Raw genomic sequence first — 16,628 nt, forward strand, 5'->3', positions numbered from 1 at the left:
ATTCAGAGGACTAAATGCGGGTGCCGCCGCCCTGCTGTTCCTCGAAGATCAGCCAGGTCCGGGTCGACCGCACGCCGTCCAGCGCCTGAAGCCGTTCCAGGACGACGTCCCGCAACGACGCGTTGTCCGGCGTCCGCACCAGCAGCAGGATGTCGAAATCGCCACCGACCAGTGACACGTGCTCGACGAACGGGATCTCCCGCAGCTCGGCGGACATCGTGCGCCACGACGTCTGCTCGACGGTGATCAGGATGTACGCGCTCGTCCCGAGTCCGGCCCGGCGCGGGTCGATCCGGGCGTGGAAGCCGGTGATGACGCCTTCGGACATCAGCCTGTCGAGCCGCGCGTAGGCGTTGGTGCGCGAGATGTGCAGTCGTTCCGCCAGCGCGCGGATCGCGAGCCTGCCGTCGGCGGACAGTTCGGCGAGGATCGCGCGGTCGATGTCGTCGAGGGCAAGGACCGTTCGTCCCGGATCCGGCCCGTGAGCCACGCCACTGTTGGACGTTTGGCTCGACTGAACCGATCCTTCGGACAGTTTGTCGCTCATTTCGCCTGCCTCTTGAACACCAGGACTTCGGAAACCACCATCTCAGCATCATATGTCTGCGAAAGGTGGTGCTGCGCATGTCGCGTGAGACCCATGCCGCCGCGTTGCTGCCGTCCGGAATCCCGGTGCGGTTCCTCGCCGAGGACGGCACGCGCGTCGACGAGCACGGCGGCTACGCCGAGCCGCCGTCCGACCGGCTCGTCGAGGCCTACCGGCTGATGGTGCTCGGCCGCCGGTTCGACGCGCAAGCGACCGCGCTGACCAAACAGGGCCGTCTCGCGGTTTACCCGTCGAGCGCCGGCCAGGAGGCCTGCCAGGTCGCGAGCGCGCTGGCGCTCACCGAAGCTGACTGGCTCTTCCCCACCTACCGCGACTCGGTCGCGCTGGTCGCCCGCGGGCTCGAACCGGGCGAGATCCTGACGCTGCTTCGCGGCGACGCGCACTGTGGCTACGACCCCGCCAAGACCCGTGTCGCACCGCAGTGCACCCCGCTGGCCACCCAGACCCTCCACGCCGCCGGGCTCGCGCACGCGATGCAGCGCCGCGGCGAAGACGCCGTCGCGTTCGCGCTCATCGGTGACGGCGCCACCAGCGAGGGCGACTTCCACGAGGCGCTCAACTTCGCGGCCGTGTTCAAGGCGCCGGTGGTGTTCTTCGTGCAGAACAACGGCTTCGCGATCTCGGTGCCGTTCGAGAAGCAGAGCGCCGCACCGGCGCTGGCCTACAAGGGCGTCGGCTACGGCGTCCGCTCCGAGCAGGTCGACGGCAACGACGCCGTCGCGGTCCTGTCCGTGCTGGACGACGCCGTCGCGCACGCGCGCGCCGGTCGCGGGCCGGTCCTGGTCGAGGTGCACACCTACCGCATCGACGCGCACACCAACGCCGACGACGCCACCCGCTACCGAGACCAGGCCGAGGTCGAGAAGTGGCGCGCGGCCGACCCGGTCCGCCGCCTCGAAACCTACTTGACCGGCCGGAACCTGTTGTCCGAGAACGATATCGAGCGGTTCCGGGCGGAGGCTGAGACGTTCGCGGCCGGGGTGCGCGACACCCTGAACGCCGACGTGGAGCCGGATCCGATGTCGCTGTTCGAGCACGTGTACGCCGTTCCGACCCGCCAACTGGCCGCTCAGCGCGCGCTGGTCGCGGCCGAGCTGGAAGCCGTGGAGGGCTGATGACCGACATCTCTATGGCACAGGCGCTCAACGCCGCCTTGCGTGACGCGGTCAAGGACGACGATCGCGTGCTGATCTTCGGCGAGGACGTCGGCCCGCTCGGCGGCGTGTTCCGGGTGACCGACGGCATCACCACCGACTTCGGTGAGGAACGCTGTTTCGACACGCCGCTGGCGGAGTCCGGCATCGTCGGTTTCGCGGTCGGGATGGCGATGGGCGGGTTCCGCCCGGTGGTCGAAATGCAGTTCGACGCCTTCGCCTACCCCGCTTTCGAGCAGATCACCTCGCATGTCGCGAAGCTCCGGAACCGCACCCGCGGCGCGCTGTCGCTGCCGATGGTCATCCGGATCCCTTACGCGGGCGGGATCGGCGGCGTCGAGCACCACTGCGATTCGAGCGAGGCCTACTACACCCACACACCGGGCCTGCGCGTCGTCACGCCGGGTGCTCCTCAGGACGCCTACGACCTGCTGCGCGATTCGATCGACTCACCGGACCCGGTGATCTTCCTCGAACCCAAATGCCGCTACTGGTCGAAGGAAACCGTGTCCTTCACCAGGAACGGCGCGGCGATGGACCGCGCGGTCGTGCGCCGCAAGGGTAAGGACGTCACGCTGATCGCGTACGGCCCGATGGTCGCCACGGCGCTGGAGACCGCGGAAGCCGCGAAGGCCGAGGGCTGGGACGTCGAAGTGGTCGATCTCCGGTCACTGAGCCCGTTCGACGACGAGACCGTCGTCGCTTCGGTGCGCCGTACCGGGCGCGCGGTCGTCGTCCACGAGGCCGCCGGGTTTGGCGGCTACGGCGCCGAAGTGGTCGCGCGGGTCACCGAGCAGTGCTTCCACCAGTTGCACGCGCCCGTCCTGCGGGTCACCGGGCTCGACATCCCTTATCCGCCACCGAAGCTGGAGCGCCATCAGCTTCCGGACGTCGACCGGATCCTGGACACCGTCGCCCGGCTGCAGTGGAACGACGAACCGGTGGTGGCCGGTGCCTGACTTCCTGCTCCCGGACCTCGGCGAAGGGCTCACCGAGGGCACCATCGTCACCTGGCTCGTCGCGGAAGGCGACACCGTGGGAGTCGACCAGCCCGTCGCGGAAGTGGAGACCGCGAAGGCGGCGGTCGAGGTGCCGGTGCCGTTCGCCGGTGTCGTCACGCGCCTCCACGGCGAACCCGGTCAGTCGCTGCCGGTGGGCGCTCCCCTGCTCACCATCGGACCCGCGTTCACCGAACCCGGAGTGACGACCGCGAGCGAAGGCAGCGGCAACGTCCTCATCGGCTACGGCACGACCACCACGACGAGGCGCCGCCGGACGCGCACCGTCGTCACGGCCACTCCCGAGAAGCCGTCGAAAGCGCCGGGCGTGATCTCGCCGTTCGTCCGCAAGATGGCCTCGGACAACAAGATCGACCTGACGAGGCTGACCGGCAGTGGCCCCGGCGGCATCATCCGGCGCGCCGACGTCGAAGCGGCGCTCACCGTTCCCGAGCAGCGTGACGGCGAGACCCGGATCCCGCTGACGGGAGTCCGGAAGGCCGTCGCCGACAAGCTGACCACCTCGCGGCGCCAGATCCCCGAGGCGACGGTCTGGGTCGACGTCGACGCGACCGAACTCGTCACCGCGCGCAAGGCACTGAACGCGTCGGAACCGGATCGCCCGGTGAGCCTCCTCGGCCTCGTCGCGCGGTTCGCCGTCGCGGGCCTGCGGAAGTTCCCCGAGCTGAACTCGCGGGTCGAGGGCGACGAAATCGTCCAGCTGCGGGACATCAACCTCGGCTTCGCGGCGCAGACCGATCGTGGCCTCGTCGTCCCGGTCGTCCGTGACGCGGGTTCGCTGTCCACAAGGGAGCTTTCGGCGGCGATCGGCGAGCGGACCGGACAAGCCAGAGACGGAAAGCTCGGCCCGGCGGGCCTCACCGGCGGCACGTTCACGGTTAACAACTACGGCGTGTTCGGAGTCGACGGCTCCGCCGCGATCATCAATCACCCGGAGGCGGCGATCCTCGGCATCGGCCGGATCATCGACCGCGCCTGGGTGGTCGACGGCGCGCTGGTGGCACGGAAGATCTGCGAGCTCACCCTGGCTTTCGACCACCGGGTGTGCGACGGCGGGACGGCAGGCGGATTCCTGCGGTTCGTCGCGGACTGCGTCGAGTCGCCGGTGACCGCGCTCGGAGATCTCTGAGCGGGCCGCACAACCCACGGTTGTGACCCGCCAACGACACGTTGTTCGACTCGCGCGTCGCGGCTTGCTTTGATCTCGCGCGTGAGTGGGAGATCGCTGGGACGACGATTCGGCTGGCTTTGGGCGGCATACGCGGCGAGCGCGTTCGGTACGAGGTTCGCGTTCGACGCGTTCAGCCTGATCGCCATCGTGGCGCTGGGCGCGGGCACCACCGAGGTCTCGCTCTTGGCGTCCGCCGGTCTCGTCGTGGGCGCGGTGGTCGCGCTGCCGCTCGGCCCCTGGGTCGAGTTCCGCCGCAAGCGGCCGGTGATGATCGCGATGGACCTGATCCGCTGCGTCGCGCTGCTGACCGTCCCTGTGGCGTACGTGCTGGGGTTGCTCGGTTTCTGGCAGCTCCTCGCGGTGTCGGTCGTCGTCGCGGCGGCCGACATCACGTTCCTCGCGGCCAGCGGGGCGTTCCTGAAAACGCTGCTGCCGCGCGAGGATCTGCTCCTCGCGAACGCGCGGTTCGAATCGACCACCTGGACCGCGACCGTGCTCGGCCCGCCGCTCGGCGGTTTCGCCGTCGGCCTGTTCGGACCGGTGATCACGATCGCGGCCGACGCGGTCAGCTACCTGCTGTCCGCGGCCGGGATCCGCGCCGTCGGCGGTGCGGAACCGCCACCCGCGAAACCGGACGGCCCTCGGCCGACCGGCCGTGACCTGCGGGAAGGCTGGCGATTCATCCTCACCCATCCGCTGTTGCGGCCCCTGTTCGTCAACACGATCGTGGTCAACGGCCTGATCATGGCGACCGCGCCCCTGATGGCCGTGCTGATGCTCGGACAACTCGGCTTCGCCCCATGGGAGTACGCCGTGGCCTTCGCCGTTCCCTGTCTGGGCGGCCTGATCGGATCGAGGCTCTCCCGGAGTGCCGTCGCCCGGTACGGCCGGGACCGGGTCCTCTTCGTCACCGGTTGGCTGCGCGTCTGCTGGCCCGTCGGGCTCGTCTTCATCCAGCCCGGTGTTCCGGGGCTGGTCCTGGTCATCGTCGTCGAATTCGCGCTGATCACCTGCATCGGCGTGTTCAATCCGGTGCTCTCCACCAGCAGGCTCGAACTCGTGCCCCTCGACCGCGCGGCACGCACGCTGTCGGCCTGGTCGATCGCCGGGAAGCTCACCACCGCGGGCCTGACCGCGCTGTGGGGCCTGCTCGCCGCGTTCACCGGCCCGCGCGCCGCCGTCGGCATCGCCGGGGTGCTCATGCTCGCGACGCCGCTCCTGCTCCCCCGAAAGCGTCGGACCCCTGTGCCAGGATCGGAGCATGTCGATCAAGAGAGTGGTCACGGACCTCGAAACCCGGACGCTGGAGCAGACGAAAGCCTTCTACGTGCGGGTTCTCGGCTTCGAGGTGGTGATGGACCACGGCTGGATCGTGACACTGGCGGATCCGGACCGGCCGGAGGTCCAGCTGAGCCTCATGACCCATGACGAGACGGCGCCCGTCGTGCCGGTCGCCTCGATCGAGGTCGAGGACGTCGACGCGGCGTACGCGGCGGCCAAGGCCTCCGGAGCGGAGATCGTGCACGAACTGACCGACGAGGAGTGGGGCGTCCGGCGATTCTTCGTCCGGGATCCCAGCGGCCATGTGGTCAACGTGCTCTCCCACTGACCGCCGTTCGGCCCAGTTCGTTGGGCCTGACGGCGGGTTTCATCAAAATTTCATGACGCATCCCTAACGTTCGAACACGCACCGTAGTCGAACTGAAGGGACGATGAATGTGAAGAAGTTCAGGGGGGTCCTGGCGGCGGCCGCACTGGCCACCGGGCTGATCGGCGCCATCGCGCCGTCCGTCCAGGCCGAGACGGCCGACCAGGCGCGTTACTACATCCTCATCGGCGGCACCTGCGACGGAGCCGCGACCGTCTACAACGACGCCTGGTTGCGAGGCGGGATCAAGAAGGTGGTCCACTACCCGGCAGGGGCCGCCGGAGCACCCAACTGCGACCAGACACCGATGGACCAGAGCGTCGCGCGCGGGCACGAAGAGGCCCGTCGCGTCGTCCAGAGTTCCTTCGACGAAAACCCCGGCGCGGAGTTCGTCGTCGTCGGCTACTCGCAGGGCGCGCTGGTCGCGAACAAGGTGCTGAACGACATCGCCGACGGGAGACTGGCCGTCGACAGGTCCCGCTTCAGGGCGAAGATCTTCGCCGACCCGATGCAGCCCGTCGGTCCGCCCGGACGCGGGATCAGCGCGGTGCTCCCGGCGGGCACCGGGGCGCCGTCGCCGTTCGGCGGCTACGTCTCGTTCGGACCGGGTCGCACCGATTTCGGCGGTATCCCGTACATCCGCTACTGCATCGAGACCGACGGCGTCTGTCACTTCGACACCTTCGAAGCACCCGGCGGGTATTTCGCCCAGCACCTTTGCTACCAGTGGGCCCGTCCCACCGATCACCGCTCGATCATGGAGGACACGATCGCGGACGGCGTGTACACCAACGGTTCGCACGCGCTTCCGCGGCAGAACTGCCGTCCACCGCATCCCGTGGCGTGACCGGCTGAAGACCGGTGTCGCCCGGCGCCCGATCGCCGGACGACAGCGAATCGGCGGAGCCGCCCGGGCCGGAGATCCGGCCCGGGCACTCCTTCACTTGCAGAAGGCAGTGTCCACAGTGGCCATGACGGCCTTCGAACCCTTCTCCGCGTCGCCGAAGGTTCCTGGCATCGCTGTCACCGCGAGCCCGACGGTGCGGCCGTCTTCCGTTGCGCCGCCCCGTGTTTCGAAGCCGTGGATGTCCCCGCCGTGACCCCAGTACACCCCTCCGCAGCTGAGCGGGTTGCTCATCAGGCCCAGGCCGTACTTCGTCCCCGGAAACAGGGGCGCGTCGACCGTCTTGCGCATCTCGGCCAGCTGCGCGGCGGGCAGCAGCTTCCCTTCGAGCAGCACCCGGAAGAACTTGCCGAGGTCGCCCGGCGTCGAGATCAGCTGACCGGCGGCACCGCCCCAGGACGGATCCAGCTCGGTCGCGTCGATCACCTTGCCGGTGGCGGCGTTGCCGACGGCGTATCCCTGCGGGTGCCGCCCCTGGATGGTCTGGTCGCCGATCAGCGGCCAGTAGGTGTTCTTCAGCCCGGCCTTCTTGATCACCCGTTCGGTGATCTGCTCGTGGAGCGGGCGTCCGGTCACCTTCTCGATCACCATGCCCGCCAGCAGATAGCCGGTGTTGCTGTACTCCCAGTTGGCGCCGGGTGCGAACTTCGCCGGATGGCTCAGCGCCGCGGCGAGCAGTTCGTGGTTCGGGACGTACCGGTGCTGCACCTTCTCGAAGTCCTCGAGCCCGAGGTACTCGGTGTAGTTCGGCAGTCCGCTCGTGTGCTGGAGGAGGTGCCGGATGGTGATCTTGCCGGCGTCGATGCCCTCCCCGCGCACGATCCCGGGAAGGTACTTCTCGATCGGCGCGTCCAGTTCCACTTTGCCTTCGGCCACCAGCTGCAGGACCGCGACCGCGGTGAACGTCTTGGTGTTGCTGCCCGCCCGGACCGTGCCGTCCCGGGGGACGGGGACCTGGCGATCGATCCGCGAGGACCCCGCGACCAGCGACGTCGTACGGCGCCCGCCGGTCACGGAGGCCAGCGCGGCCGGGAACTTCTCCTGGCGCACCAACGAGTCGAGGCTCTTCTGAAGCTCTTGTCCCTTGGTCGGGGCCGCGTCCGCCGTGGTGGTCCACACGGTGCCCAGCAGCCCCGCCACCGTCAGGACCACAACCCCCTTGCGTACTGTCATCCGTACTCCTTGCTCGATCGGTTCGACACCGACGACACTGGTCGAATCGGGCACGAAGGTCAGGAGTGCAGGCTGCCGAATATCGGGTAGCGCTGGCGCTACCGGAGCGAATATTTTCGGACCGGAATTCGTCCCACCATTGTCCGCACGGGACGCGGCTCGCTAAAGTCAGTTCGATAAGTGGACTAGACCACCCGAGGCCGGGAGGCGACGATGCCCCTCGACGAACAGCAGACCTGGGCACTACTGCGAGAGCTGGACGAACCCGGCCACTGGGAAGTGCCCCACGACTTCGACGGACCGGCCGCGCGGGCGCGCTTCGAGCGGCTGTCCGAACGGCTCGACCTGCGTTTCGACTGCACGTGCGAAGTCGATCGCCACGTCCAGGACGCCAGTCATCTCGGCAGGATCGTGATCCCGGCGAGCGCGACGTCCGCGCAGGACCAGGTGACCGTCACGGTCAGCAACTTCGGCGGACTCGTCGCGGTGACACTGGGGAATCCGGGCAGCTACGACGAAGACGAGGAGCGGGAGCTCTTCCCGGCGCGGGATCGAAGACGGGTCGAGGACGAACTGGAAGCGCTCGGCTACCTGCCCGTCCCCGAACACCCGCTATGGACCAAGTACACCGGGATCAGCGGATTCGACGCCCTCTATCCGCCGGACCGGCCACCGTCGTGGTGGGACCGGTTCTTCGACTATCTCTAGACGTTGCTCGGCACGAGCGCGCCGGCGAGTTCCGCCGCGTTCCGCGCACTGACGAGCACCTCGTCGAAGGGGAGCCCGGCGGCCTCGCGATCGATCGCGATCCGCAGCGCCGGGACTCCCCTGCGCACCGACACGAGCTGCCGGACTCCTGTCCCCAGCCCCCAGTAACCCACCTTCAGCACTCCGCTGACCAGCACTCCGGCCCGGCCTCCCCGCGCCCGCCCCACCGGCGCGTCGACGAGTTCGACGGCCCTGATCGCCGCCCGCGGCACGACCGCTTCCTCGCGCCACACGGCCAGCCTCTCCCAACCCGGGAACCGCACTCGTACGCCGCCGTCGGCGATGTCGATCGTCGCCATCCTGACCACCTTCCCATGATAGCTAGCTGATGTAGTTGTTATAGCAAGTGTATAGCAGATATCCTTGACGGGTGTTGCTGACTCTCGACCTCGACAGCGAGGTTCCGATCTACCAGCAGATCCGCGACCGGATCGTCGAAGCCGTCGCCGACGGCGCACTGGCCGAGGGCACCGCCCTGCCCTCCACCCGGCAGCTCGGCGCCGATCTCGGGATCAACTTCCACACCGTCAACAAGGCGTACGACCTGTTGCGGACACAGGGGTTCATCCGGATCAACCGCAAGACCGGCGCCGTCGTCCGGCGGGACGCGTCGTCCGGTCCGGCGGAGGACGGCTACGCGGACGAGTGGCAGGAACGCCTGCGCACCCTGCTCGCCGAGGCCGTCGCGCTCGGCCTCGGCCCGCGCGAGGTGACGAGCCGGTGCGAAACCGTGCTGGACTCCTTCGCGGTGAGCGCGCGGCGATGACCGGACCGGTTTGGCCGCACCTGGCCCTGATCGCGTTCGTCTCGGCCGCCTTCAGCTCGGGCCCCGCACTGGCTCGGCCGACGCTTCCCTTCGGTGTCCGGATTCCCGCTGGGCGCGCCGGCGAACCCGCCATCGCCCTCGCGCGCCGTCGCTACAACCGGGGCATCGCGGCGGGCGCGGTCATCGCCTGCGCCGTCGTCCTGACCGGCTGGACCGCGCGAATCGACCTCGTCATCGCCGGTCTCGGCGTGCTCTACGCGCTGCTCGGCGGCCTGGCGCATCGTTCGATCGTCGTCGCGAAACGCGATGGCGGCTGGTATGCCGGGACACGGCAGGCTGTCGCCGCCGACACCTCGCTGCGCTCGGACCCGGTTCGTCCACAGTGGATCCTTCTGACGCCGTCGGTGTTGCTGGCCGTGGTCACGGCCGTCATCGGCCTGGTCAAGGGCACGACGAGCTTCTCCACCGTCTTCGCGCAGGCCCTGATCGCCGTCCTGGTGGCGCTGCTGACCGTCGCGATCTCCCGCGCCCGTCCCGAGATCGACGCCGCGCAGCCTGCCGCGTCGGCGTCGCGCTATCGGGAGTATCTGCACGGCGTGCTCAGCCTGCTGCTGGTGTCCGCCGGCTGCGCCAACGCGACGTTGCTCGTCGTTTCGCTCCAGCTGTGGGAGGTCGTCGAAACGACCGTGCCGGTCACGATCGTGGCCTATCTTCCCCTGCTCGCCGCCTTCATCGCCTGGATCGGTTTCTCGGTCAGGAGCGGCGACGCCGGGCACCGGCTGTCCCCCACCGCCGACGAACCCGAAACCCGGTACGAACAACGCGACGACGACCGCCACTGGTACGCGGCCGGGATGGTCTACCTGAACCGGAACGATCCGGCGCTGCTGGTGCACCGGCGGGTCGGGACCTACTGGACGCTCAACCTCGGGCGTCCGGTGGCCTGGCTGGTTCTCGCCGCGGTCGCCGTCATCGGGGTGCTCGCCGGATTCGGTGTCGTGACCCTCCCGGCGAAAGGCTGATCACCGGGTGTGATCGGAGGTGCCCGGGCCGCTCGTTACCCTGAGGCAATGACGTCGCAGAAAACCCCTCAAACGATGAAGCCCGCGACAGCGGCGAAGAAGCTGGGTGTGTACCTCGAAGCCACCCCGGCGGAGTTCCAGGAGGGTGTCGTCTCCCGCGACGAGTTGAACGCGTTGCAGACCGAACCGCCCGAATGGCTGCGCGACCTGCGCCGCAACGGGCCGCACCCGCGTCCGGTCATCGCGGCGAAGCTGGGCATCTCCATCAGCGGCCTCGCGCGGGGCGGCATCACCGACGCCCTCACCACCGAGCAGATCGACGCGGTCAAGACCGAGAACCCCGACTGGCTGAAGCGGGAGCGCGAGACCCAGGCCGAGGTCCGCAAGGAAGAGGCCCGGGTGAAGGCCTCCCGCGGCGAGGGCTAGCGGCGGCGTTTCCCGCCCTTGGGAGCGCCACGCCGCCCGGGCGGCGGCTTCCGGCCGCCTGCCTGGGGGCGGTTGCTCTTCGCCGGGGTCTTCTTCTCCGGCTTTTCCTGGACCTGCTGCCTGCCCCGGGTGCTGTTGACGGTGCGGCCGCGGACGATCCCGATGAACTGCTCCATCAGGTCGCTGGTCTCCTCGTCCGGCCAGGACAACGCGACCCCGGACTCCGGCGTGCCGGAGATCGGGCGGTAGGTCAGGTCACGCCGGTGGTGCAGCCGCGCGAGGGATTGCGGGACCACGAGGAGCCCGACACCGGCGGCGACCAGCTCGATGGCGTCCGCCGTGGTGGCGGGGCGCTCCAGCGCGGGTTTCCCGGGCGGGGTGTCCCAGTCCAGCGTGTCGTCGAGCGGATGCAGCACGACGTCGTCGGCGATGTCGTCGACGGAGACCTCGTCCGCGGCGGCGACCAGGTGGTCCTTGGGGACGACCACGACGGTCGTCTCGGTGTAGAGCGGGATCGCGTGCAGGCCCTCGCGGTCGATCGGGAGGCGCAGCAGGACGGCGTCCACCTCGCGGTCCCGGACGAGCGCCCGGGCGTCGGCGGCGGTCGTCTGGACGAGGTCGAGCGGGACGTCGGGCGACCGCTCGGCCCAGATCCGGACCCACTTCGAGGGCGTCACGCCGGGGACGTACGCGAGTTTGAAGGAGGCGGGGGTGTCCGGGCCGGTCATGGGGGCAAGGCTACCGGGCGTGATCCGCCGCCACCTTGACCCCGCGCGGTCCGACGAGGCGGCGGCGTTGCGAAAGCCACTTTCGCAACATTGAAGGTTGTGAAAGCCACTTTCACAACATCCCAAGCAGGCACGCCGGTACATGATGGCCCCTTCCTTGCGCCTAGCGCAGTGAAGGGGGCCATCACGTACTTCGCCGAGGCGTCGTGACTGCTGTGACTGCTGGTGCTTCTGGGACGAACATGGCGATCCGCAAGTCCGTGAAGGCCTCCTTCACTACCTTCACGGTCAGGGTCTCGGCAAAGTCGAAAGAACGCAGGCCGATGCCGCTCTTGATGATTCGAACGGGACCTCCGGACAGGGCAGACGACCTGAGAGCCTGAACTGTGGTGTCCACAAAGGACCCCGGATCACCGAAGTGTGCCCACTTGAAGCATATATGTCCGGTTTTATCGGTGGGTCGTGAGTGGTAAAGAGGGTTCTAACCCTCTTTACCACTCACGACCCTTTGCCGGGACCCTGACCGCCAGGGTAGGTAAGGGGCCCTCACGGACAGGACCGGTTACGGAGCCCAGGCCGCCGAGACCGCCCACGTGACGTCCTGGTCGTACGAGACCGGGTTGTCGAACGGGTGGCCACCGCCGCTGGTGGCGACGAAGACCTCCTCGGCGTAGTGCCGCATGTTCGTGCCGAGCTCGTTGACCGACGCCAGCCGGACCCCACCGGCACCCGGCTGGGCGCAGAAGGTCGCGTCCCTCCGGAACAGGTCGGTGTTGTCGTTCGCTCCCAGCCGCACCCGGAAGTCCGCGTGCCGCAGGAACCGGCCCGGATAGTTGCGCGCCTCCAGCGAGTAGCACGACGGATCCGCGAGGCCACGCCGCACGACGAACGTCGCGTCCGCCTTGAGCAGCGCCGCGCTCGACGCGTTCACCACGTCCGTCCGCGCGAGGCCGTCACGGTGCCGCAGGAAACGGTCGGTGAAGCCGGGCGTGGTCACCTTGAACGATCGCGCCTGGTCCAGCGGCAGGTCGGCGCCGCTGCGCCAAAGCGGGACCGAAGCCGCCCACGTCGTGTCCTCCGCGAAGCTCGACGGCGTGTCCCAAGGGTTCGCCCCGCCGCTGCGCGCGAGATAGACGGTCTCGGCGTAATGGCGGAGGTAGGCGCCACGCTGGTTGAAGGACTCCAGCGCCGTTCCGCCCGCGCCTTCGCGAGCGCAGAAGGTCGCGTCCCCGGCGAACAGGGCCGAGCCGTCGTTCGCGTCCTTCCGGATCCTCGACGACGCGTGCCGCAGGAACTGCCCGGGGTAGTTGCGCGACTCGAACGACAGGCACGACGCGTCGGCCAGCCCTTGCCGGACCCAGAAGGTCGCGTCCTTCTGGGCGACGTCAGGGCTGCCTTCGCCGAGTACGTCTGTCCGGACGAAGTCGTCCTGGTGTCGCAGGTACCGGTCCGTGTACCCGGGCGTCGTGACCCGCAGCGACACCAGTTCGCCCCGGCCCACCTCGGTGCCCTTGGCGATGGCGAGCACCTTCTGGTTGATCTCGCGTACCCGCGCCTCGGTCATCTTCAGCACGCGACGGTCGTAGGTGTAGAAGCCGTTGACCTCGTTCTCGACGTCGTACGGCTCGGTGTAGACCGACGCGGAAAGCCCGCGGCCGTGCACCATCCGCCCGACCTGCTTGGTGATCTCGACGTACCGGTTCGTCAGCGACGTCTCGTCCGGGTACAGCGCGCCGTACGCGAAACCTTTACCCGGCTCCCATTCGTGCCCGGTGACGCGTCTGCCCAGGCCGCCGTACTCCCCCAGCACCGCGACCCGTCTCGCGTCGGGTTGCCTGGTGCCGGTGGAGATCTGGTAGGCGTGGTCGTCGATCACATCGCCGTTGCCCGGATCCGGATCGGACACGCAGCAGTTGGAGCCCGAGTTGTGGTTGATCAGCCGGGTGTCGTCGATCGACCGGACCAGGTCGACGATCCGGCCGGCGTCGTACTCGCCCCAGCCTTCGTTGAACGGCACCCACTGCACGATCGAGGTGATGCCCTTGTGCTGCTCGATCATCCGCCGCAGTTCGGATTCGTAGTTCGCATGCCCGTTCGGGACCTCGTCGACGGCGTCCAGCGCGGGCATGTCCTGCCAGACCATCAGCCCGAGTTTGTCGGCGTGGTAGAACCACCGCGCCGGTTCGACCTTGATGTGCTTGCGGACCATGTTGAAGCCCAAGGCCTTCTGGCGTTCGAGGTCGAACCGCAGCGCCGCGTCGGTCGGCGCGGTGTAGATGCCGTCCGGCCAATAGCCCTGGTCCAGCGTGCCGATCTGGAAGACGAACTTGCCGTTGAGCAGCGGCCTCATCACGCCGCCGACCATCGCCTTGCCCAGCGACCGCATCCCGAAGTACCCGGTGACGACGTCACCTCCCGGCAGCCGCACCCGCAGGTCGTAGAGGAAAGGATCGTCCGGTGACCACAGCCGCGCGTTCGGGACCGGGACCCGCAGGTGGGATCCGACGGCGCCGGTGGCGGTGCCGACGACTTGACCGCCGGAAAGCACTTCGGCGGTCGCCTGCTGCCCGGCCGTGCCCTGGACGACGAGGTCGAGCGCGCCGCCCGGGACGTCGGGTGTGGTGTCGAGCCGGGTGATGTGCTCCGCCCGGACCGGTTCCAGCCACACGGTCTGCCAGATCCCGGACGCCGCCGTGTAGAAGATGCCACTGGGCGTCCTGCGCTGCTTCCCGACCGGGTAGCGGCTGCCGTCGACCGGTGAGGCGACGCCGACGACGATCTCGTTCTCCCCCGCCTTCAGCGCCGGGGTGATGTCGAACGAGAAAGCGTCGAAGCCGCCGGTGTGGCTCCCGATCGACGTCCCGTTGACCCAGACCCTGGTCTCCCAGGTGACGGCGCCGAAGTTGAGTTTCACCCGCCGACCGTCCCAAGTGGACGGAACGGTGAACGTCCGGCGATAGAACATGTTGTCCTCGTGCCGTTTGACCCCCGACAGCATCGACTCGATCGGGTAGGGCACGAGGACGTTCTCGCTCAGCGGCCTGCCGATCGGCGGCGAGTTCAGGTTGGGCGCGCCGGTGAACCCCCAGGTCCCGTTGAGGTTGAGCCATTCCGAGCGCACCAGTTGCGGGCGCGGATACTCGGGCAGCGCGTTCGACGGCGAGACCTGGTCCGTCCACGGGGTGGGCAGCGGGACCGGTGCGGCTTGGGCGATGGGGACGAGCGTCGTCGCGGCGGCCAGCAGACCGGCCACGACGCTCAGGGCGCGCGCGGTTCTTCGGTGCATGCGATCTCCCTATCTCCGGGCGGTCGTGCGGGCCAATGACCGTTGCAGCACAACGACCACCAAGAGGAACGCACCGCTGACCACCGATTGGTAGTTGCTGTCGAGAGTTCCTATCTGGTTGATGACGTTCTGGATGACCGTTCGGATGCCCACGCCGATGACCGTTCCGAGAATCGTGCCCATCCCGCCGGTCAGCAGGGTGCCGCCGATGACGACGACGGAGATGGCGTCCAGTTCGAGGCCGACCCCGATCACCGTGACGCCGGATTGCAGGTAGGCCGCGGTGAGCGCGCCCGCGAGACCGGAAAGGACGCCGCTCATCACGTAGACGGTGACCTTGGTGCGCGCCACCGGAAGTCCCATCAGCTTCGCGGACTGTTCCGAGCCGCCGGTCGCGAACACCGACTGGCCGAACCGGGTCCGCCGCAGCAGGAGCCCGCCGATCAGGCACAGCGCCGCGGCGATGAACACCGGATAGCCGAACCCGAAGAGCGTGCCCCGGCCGAGTTCGACGAACGCCTCCCCCGCCGGGATCTTGTACGTCGTCGCGCCCTCGCTGGTGATCGCGAGCAGCAGCCCGCGGGCGAACAGCAGGGACGCCAGCGTGACGATGAACGGCGCCATCCCGGTTTTCGCCACGAGAAGCCCGTTGATCAGCCCGATCAGCCCGCATACGGCGAGCGGCAGCAGCAACGCGACAAGGAAGCCCCATTGCGACCCGTACGCGGCGAGGACGCCGCCGAGCGCGTAGACCGAACCCACCGACAGGTCGATCCCGCCGGTGATGATCACGAACGTCATCCCGAGCGCGATGATCGCGAGGAACGAGCTCTGCAAGGCGATGTCGCGCAGGTTGTCCAGGCTGCCGAAGCGCGGGAACAGCAGCCACGCGACGGCGACCATGAGCACCAGCGCGATCGCCGCGCCTTGTTTCTGCAGGACCCCGGTCATCAGCTCGCGCCGGGTGGAGTCCTGGGCGGCCATCGTGGGCGCCGCGGTCATCGGCTGCTCCGTTCCCGTGCGACGTACACCGCGCCGACGATGATCGCGGCCTGGATCATCTGCGCGGTCGAATCCGGCAGGTTGTGCTTGATGAGCGTGGCGCGAACGAGCTGCATGAGCAGGACGCCCATCACCGTGCCGAGGATGCGGACGCGCCCGCCGGTCAGCGGGGTGCCGCCGACCACCACCGCGGTGATCGCGGACAGTTCCATCAGCAATCCGGCGTCCGCGGGGTCGCCGGCGCCGAGCCGGGCGGTGGAGAGCACCCCGGCCAAGGCCGCGAGCAGACCGCAGATGGCATAGACGCCGACGAGGACGCGGTTCACCGGCAGACCGGCGAGCACACTGGCCCGCCGGTTGCCGCCGATCGCGACCAGCCGCCTGCCGAACGTCGTCTTCCCGACCAGCGCTGCCATCAGCACCGCCAGCACGGCCGCGATGAGGACGCTCACCGGGATCCCGAGCACCTCGCCGGTGCCCAGCGCCAGGAAGTCCGGATCGTGCAGCTGGACGAGCTGGCCGTCGGCGAGCACCAGCGCGAGCCCGCGCCCGCCGACCAGTAACGCGAGGGTCGCCACGATCGGCTGGATCCCGATCCTCGCCACGAGGACACCGTTCAGCGTCCCGGCGGCCAGCCCCGCGACGAGCGCGATGGCGACCGCGGGCAGCGTCCCGGCTCCGAGGTACAACGGGATGATCGCCGCCGACAGCGCCATCACCGCGCCCACCGACAGGTCGACGCCCTCGGTGCCGATCACCAGCGCCATCCCGAGCGCGACCACCAGTACCGGCGCGGCCTGGATGAGCTGGGTCCGGAAGTTGCCGACGGTCAGGAAGTTCGCGGTGAACGCGATGTTGAACAGCACGAGCGCCACGACGGCGACGTACACGCCGTACTCCTGCAGCCACCGCGCTACCTTGGTCCGGTCCACCGTTTTCGCCGTGTCCGTCATG

Annotated in this window: 17 protein-coding genes; 10 read left to right on the forward strand and 7 right to left on the reverse strand. The window is 68.8% G+C overall.

Annotated elements, in window-relative coordinates:
- Positions 1-10: 10 nt before the first annotated feature.
- Entirely contained in the window at positions 11-490 is a 480-nt protein-coding gene (locus CFP71_RS10290; RefSeq protein WP_093933642.1) for an Lrp/AsnC family transcriptional regulator, read from the reverse strand.
- 134 nt (positions 491-624) lie between these two features.
- Here CFP71_RS10290 and pdhA point away from each other — a divergent pair, with 134 nt between their 5' ends.
- From pdhA to CFP71_RS10320, 6 genes are all read left to right on the forward strand, one after another.
- Positions 625-1,722: a pyruvate dehydrogenase (acetyl-transferring) E1 component subunit alpha gene (gene pdhA, locus CFP71_RS10295; RefSeq protein ID WP_093933643.1), complete on the forward strand. Its 1,098-nt coding sequence runs from the start codon at positions 625-627 to the stop codon at positions 1,720-1,722.
- On the forward strand, positions 1,722-2,720 hold the full coding sequence (locus CFP71_RS10300; RefSeq protein ID WP_093933610.1) for an alpha-ketoacid dehydrogenase subunit beta: 999 nt from the start codon (positions 1,722-1,724) through the stop codon (positions 2,718-2,720). Before pdhA ends, CFP71_RS10300 begins: the two co-directional genes overlap by 1 nt.
- Complete coding sequence (locus CFP71_RS10305; RefSeq protein WP_093933611.1) at positions 2,713-3,909, forward strand: dihydrolipoamide acetyltransferase family protein; 1,197 nt, start codon at positions 2,713-2,715, stop codon at positions 3,907-3,909. The genes CFP71_RS10300 and CFP71_RS10305 overlap by 8 nt, the downstream gene beginning before the upstream one ends.
- 81 nt (positions 3,910-3,990) lie before the next feature.
- Positions 3,991-5,379: an MFS transporter gene (locus CFP71_RS10310; protein WP_093933612.1), complete on the forward strand. Its 1,389-nt coding sequence runs from the start codon at positions 3,991-3,993 to the stop codon at positions 5,377-5,379.
- Positions 5,279-5,560 (forward strand): VOC family protein, encoded by a 282-nt coding sequence (locus CFP71_RS10315; RefSeq protein WP_244199624.1) that lies wholly within the window; start codon positions 5,279-5,281, stop codon positions 5,558-5,560. The genes CFP71_RS10310 and CFP71_RS10315 overlap by 101 nt, the downstream gene beginning before the upstream one ends.
- 103 nt (positions 5,561-5,663) lie before the next feature.
- Positions 5,664-6,446: a PE-PPE domain-containing protein gene (locus CFP71_RS10320; protein WP_093933614.1), complete on the forward strand. Its 783-nt coding sequence runs from the start codon at positions 5,664-5,666 to the stop codon at positions 6,444-6,446.
- A gap of 93 nt (positions 6,447-6,539) precedes the next feature.
- Here CFP71_RS10320 and CFP71_RS10325 read toward each other — a convergent pair whose 3' ends face one another.
- Entirely contained in the window at positions 6,540-7,676 is a 1,137-nt protein-coding gene (locus CFP71_RS10325; RefSeq protein WP_093933644.1) for a serine hydrolase domain-containing protein, read from the reverse strand.
- 213 nt (positions 7,677-7,889) lie between these two features.
- On the opposite strand from CFP71_RS10325, the gene CFP71_RS10330 reads away from it, so the two are divergent.
- The gene (locus tag CFP71_RS10330; protein ID WP_093933615.1) at positions 7,890-8,384 is read left to right on the forward strand and encodes a hypothetical protein; all 495 of its coding nucleotides are present in this window, start codon (positions 7,890-7,892) and stop codon (positions 8,382-8,384) included.
- On the opposite strand, the gene CFP71_RS10335 is transcribed toward CFP71_RS10330, so the two are convergent.
- Positions 8,381-8,743 carry a hypothetical protein gene (locus tag CFP71_RS10335; RefSeq protein WP_093933616.1) on the reverse strand — a complete coding sequence of 121 codons (363 nt, stop codon included), beginning with the start codon at positions 8,741-8,743 and terminating at the stop codon, positions 8,381-8,383. The two genes, CFP71_RS10330 and CFP71_RS10335, sit on opposite strands and share 4 nt — an antisense overlap.
- Before the next feature lie 71 nt (positions 8,744-8,814).
- Between CFP71_RS10335 and CFP71_RS10340 the strand changes: the two genes are divergently transcribed.
- From CFP71_RS10340 to CFP71_RS10350, 3 genes are all read left to right on the forward strand, one after another.
- Positions 8,815-9,210 (forward strand): GntR family transcriptional regulator, encoded by a 396-nt coding sequence (locus tag CFP71_RS10340; RefSeq protein WP_093933617.1) that lies wholly within the window; start codon positions 8,815-8,817, stop codon positions 9,208-9,210.
- Entirely contained in the window at positions 9,207-10,232 is a 1,026-nt protein-coding gene (locus CFP71_RS10345; RefSeq protein WP_093933618.1) for a DUF1648 domain-containing protein, read from the forward strand. The genes CFP71_RS10340 and CFP71_RS10345 overlap by 4 nt, the downstream gene beginning before the upstream one ends.
- Positions 10,233-10,307: 75 nt before the next feature.
- Positions 10,308-10,658, forward strand: a complete 351-nt coding sequence (locus tag CFP71_RS10350; RefSeq protein ID WP_093933645.1) for a DUF5997 family protein — start codon at positions 10,308-10,310, stop codon at positions 10,656-10,658.
- Here the strand turns inward: CFP71_RS10350 and CFP71_RS10355 are convergent.
- The 4 genes from CFP71_RS10355 to CFP71_RS10370 form a co-directional block, all read right to left on the reverse strand.
- Positions 10,655-11,386, reverse strand: coding sequence for a LysR family substrate-binding domain-containing protein (locus CFP71_RS10355; RefSeq protein ID WP_093933619.1), 732 nt, complete (start codon positions 11,384-11,386; stop codon positions 10,655-10,657). The two genes, CFP71_RS10350 and CFP71_RS10355, sit on opposite strands and share 4 nt — an antisense overlap.
- A 562-nt stretch (positions 11,387-11,948) precedes the next feature.
- A complete protein-coding gene (locus tag CFP71_RS10360) occupies positions 11,949-14,672 on the reverse strand; it encodes an AbfB domain-containing protein (RefSeq protein ID WP_093933620.1) in 2,724 nt (907 codons plus the stop codon).
- Positions 14,673-14,681: 9 nt separating this feature from the next.
- Positions 14,682-15,674, reverse strand: a complete 993-nt coding sequence (locus CFP71_RS10365) for an ABC transporter permease (protein WP_167406066.1) — start codon at positions 15,672-15,674, stop codon at positions 14,682-14,684.
- Entirely contained in the window at positions 15,671-16,627 is a 957-nt protein-coding gene (locus CFP71_RS10370) for an ABC transporter permease (protein WP_093933621.1), read from the reverse strand. Before CFP71_RS10370 ends, CFP71_RS10365 begins: the two co-directional genes overlap by 4 nt.
- Position 16,628: the final 1 nt, after the last annotated feature.

Source organism: Amycolatopsis thailandensis, from assembly GCF_002234405.1.
GTDB classification, from domain to species: Bacteria; Actinomycetota; Actinomycetes; order Mycobacteriales; family Pseudonocardiaceae; genus Amycolatopsis; species Amycolatopsis thailandensis.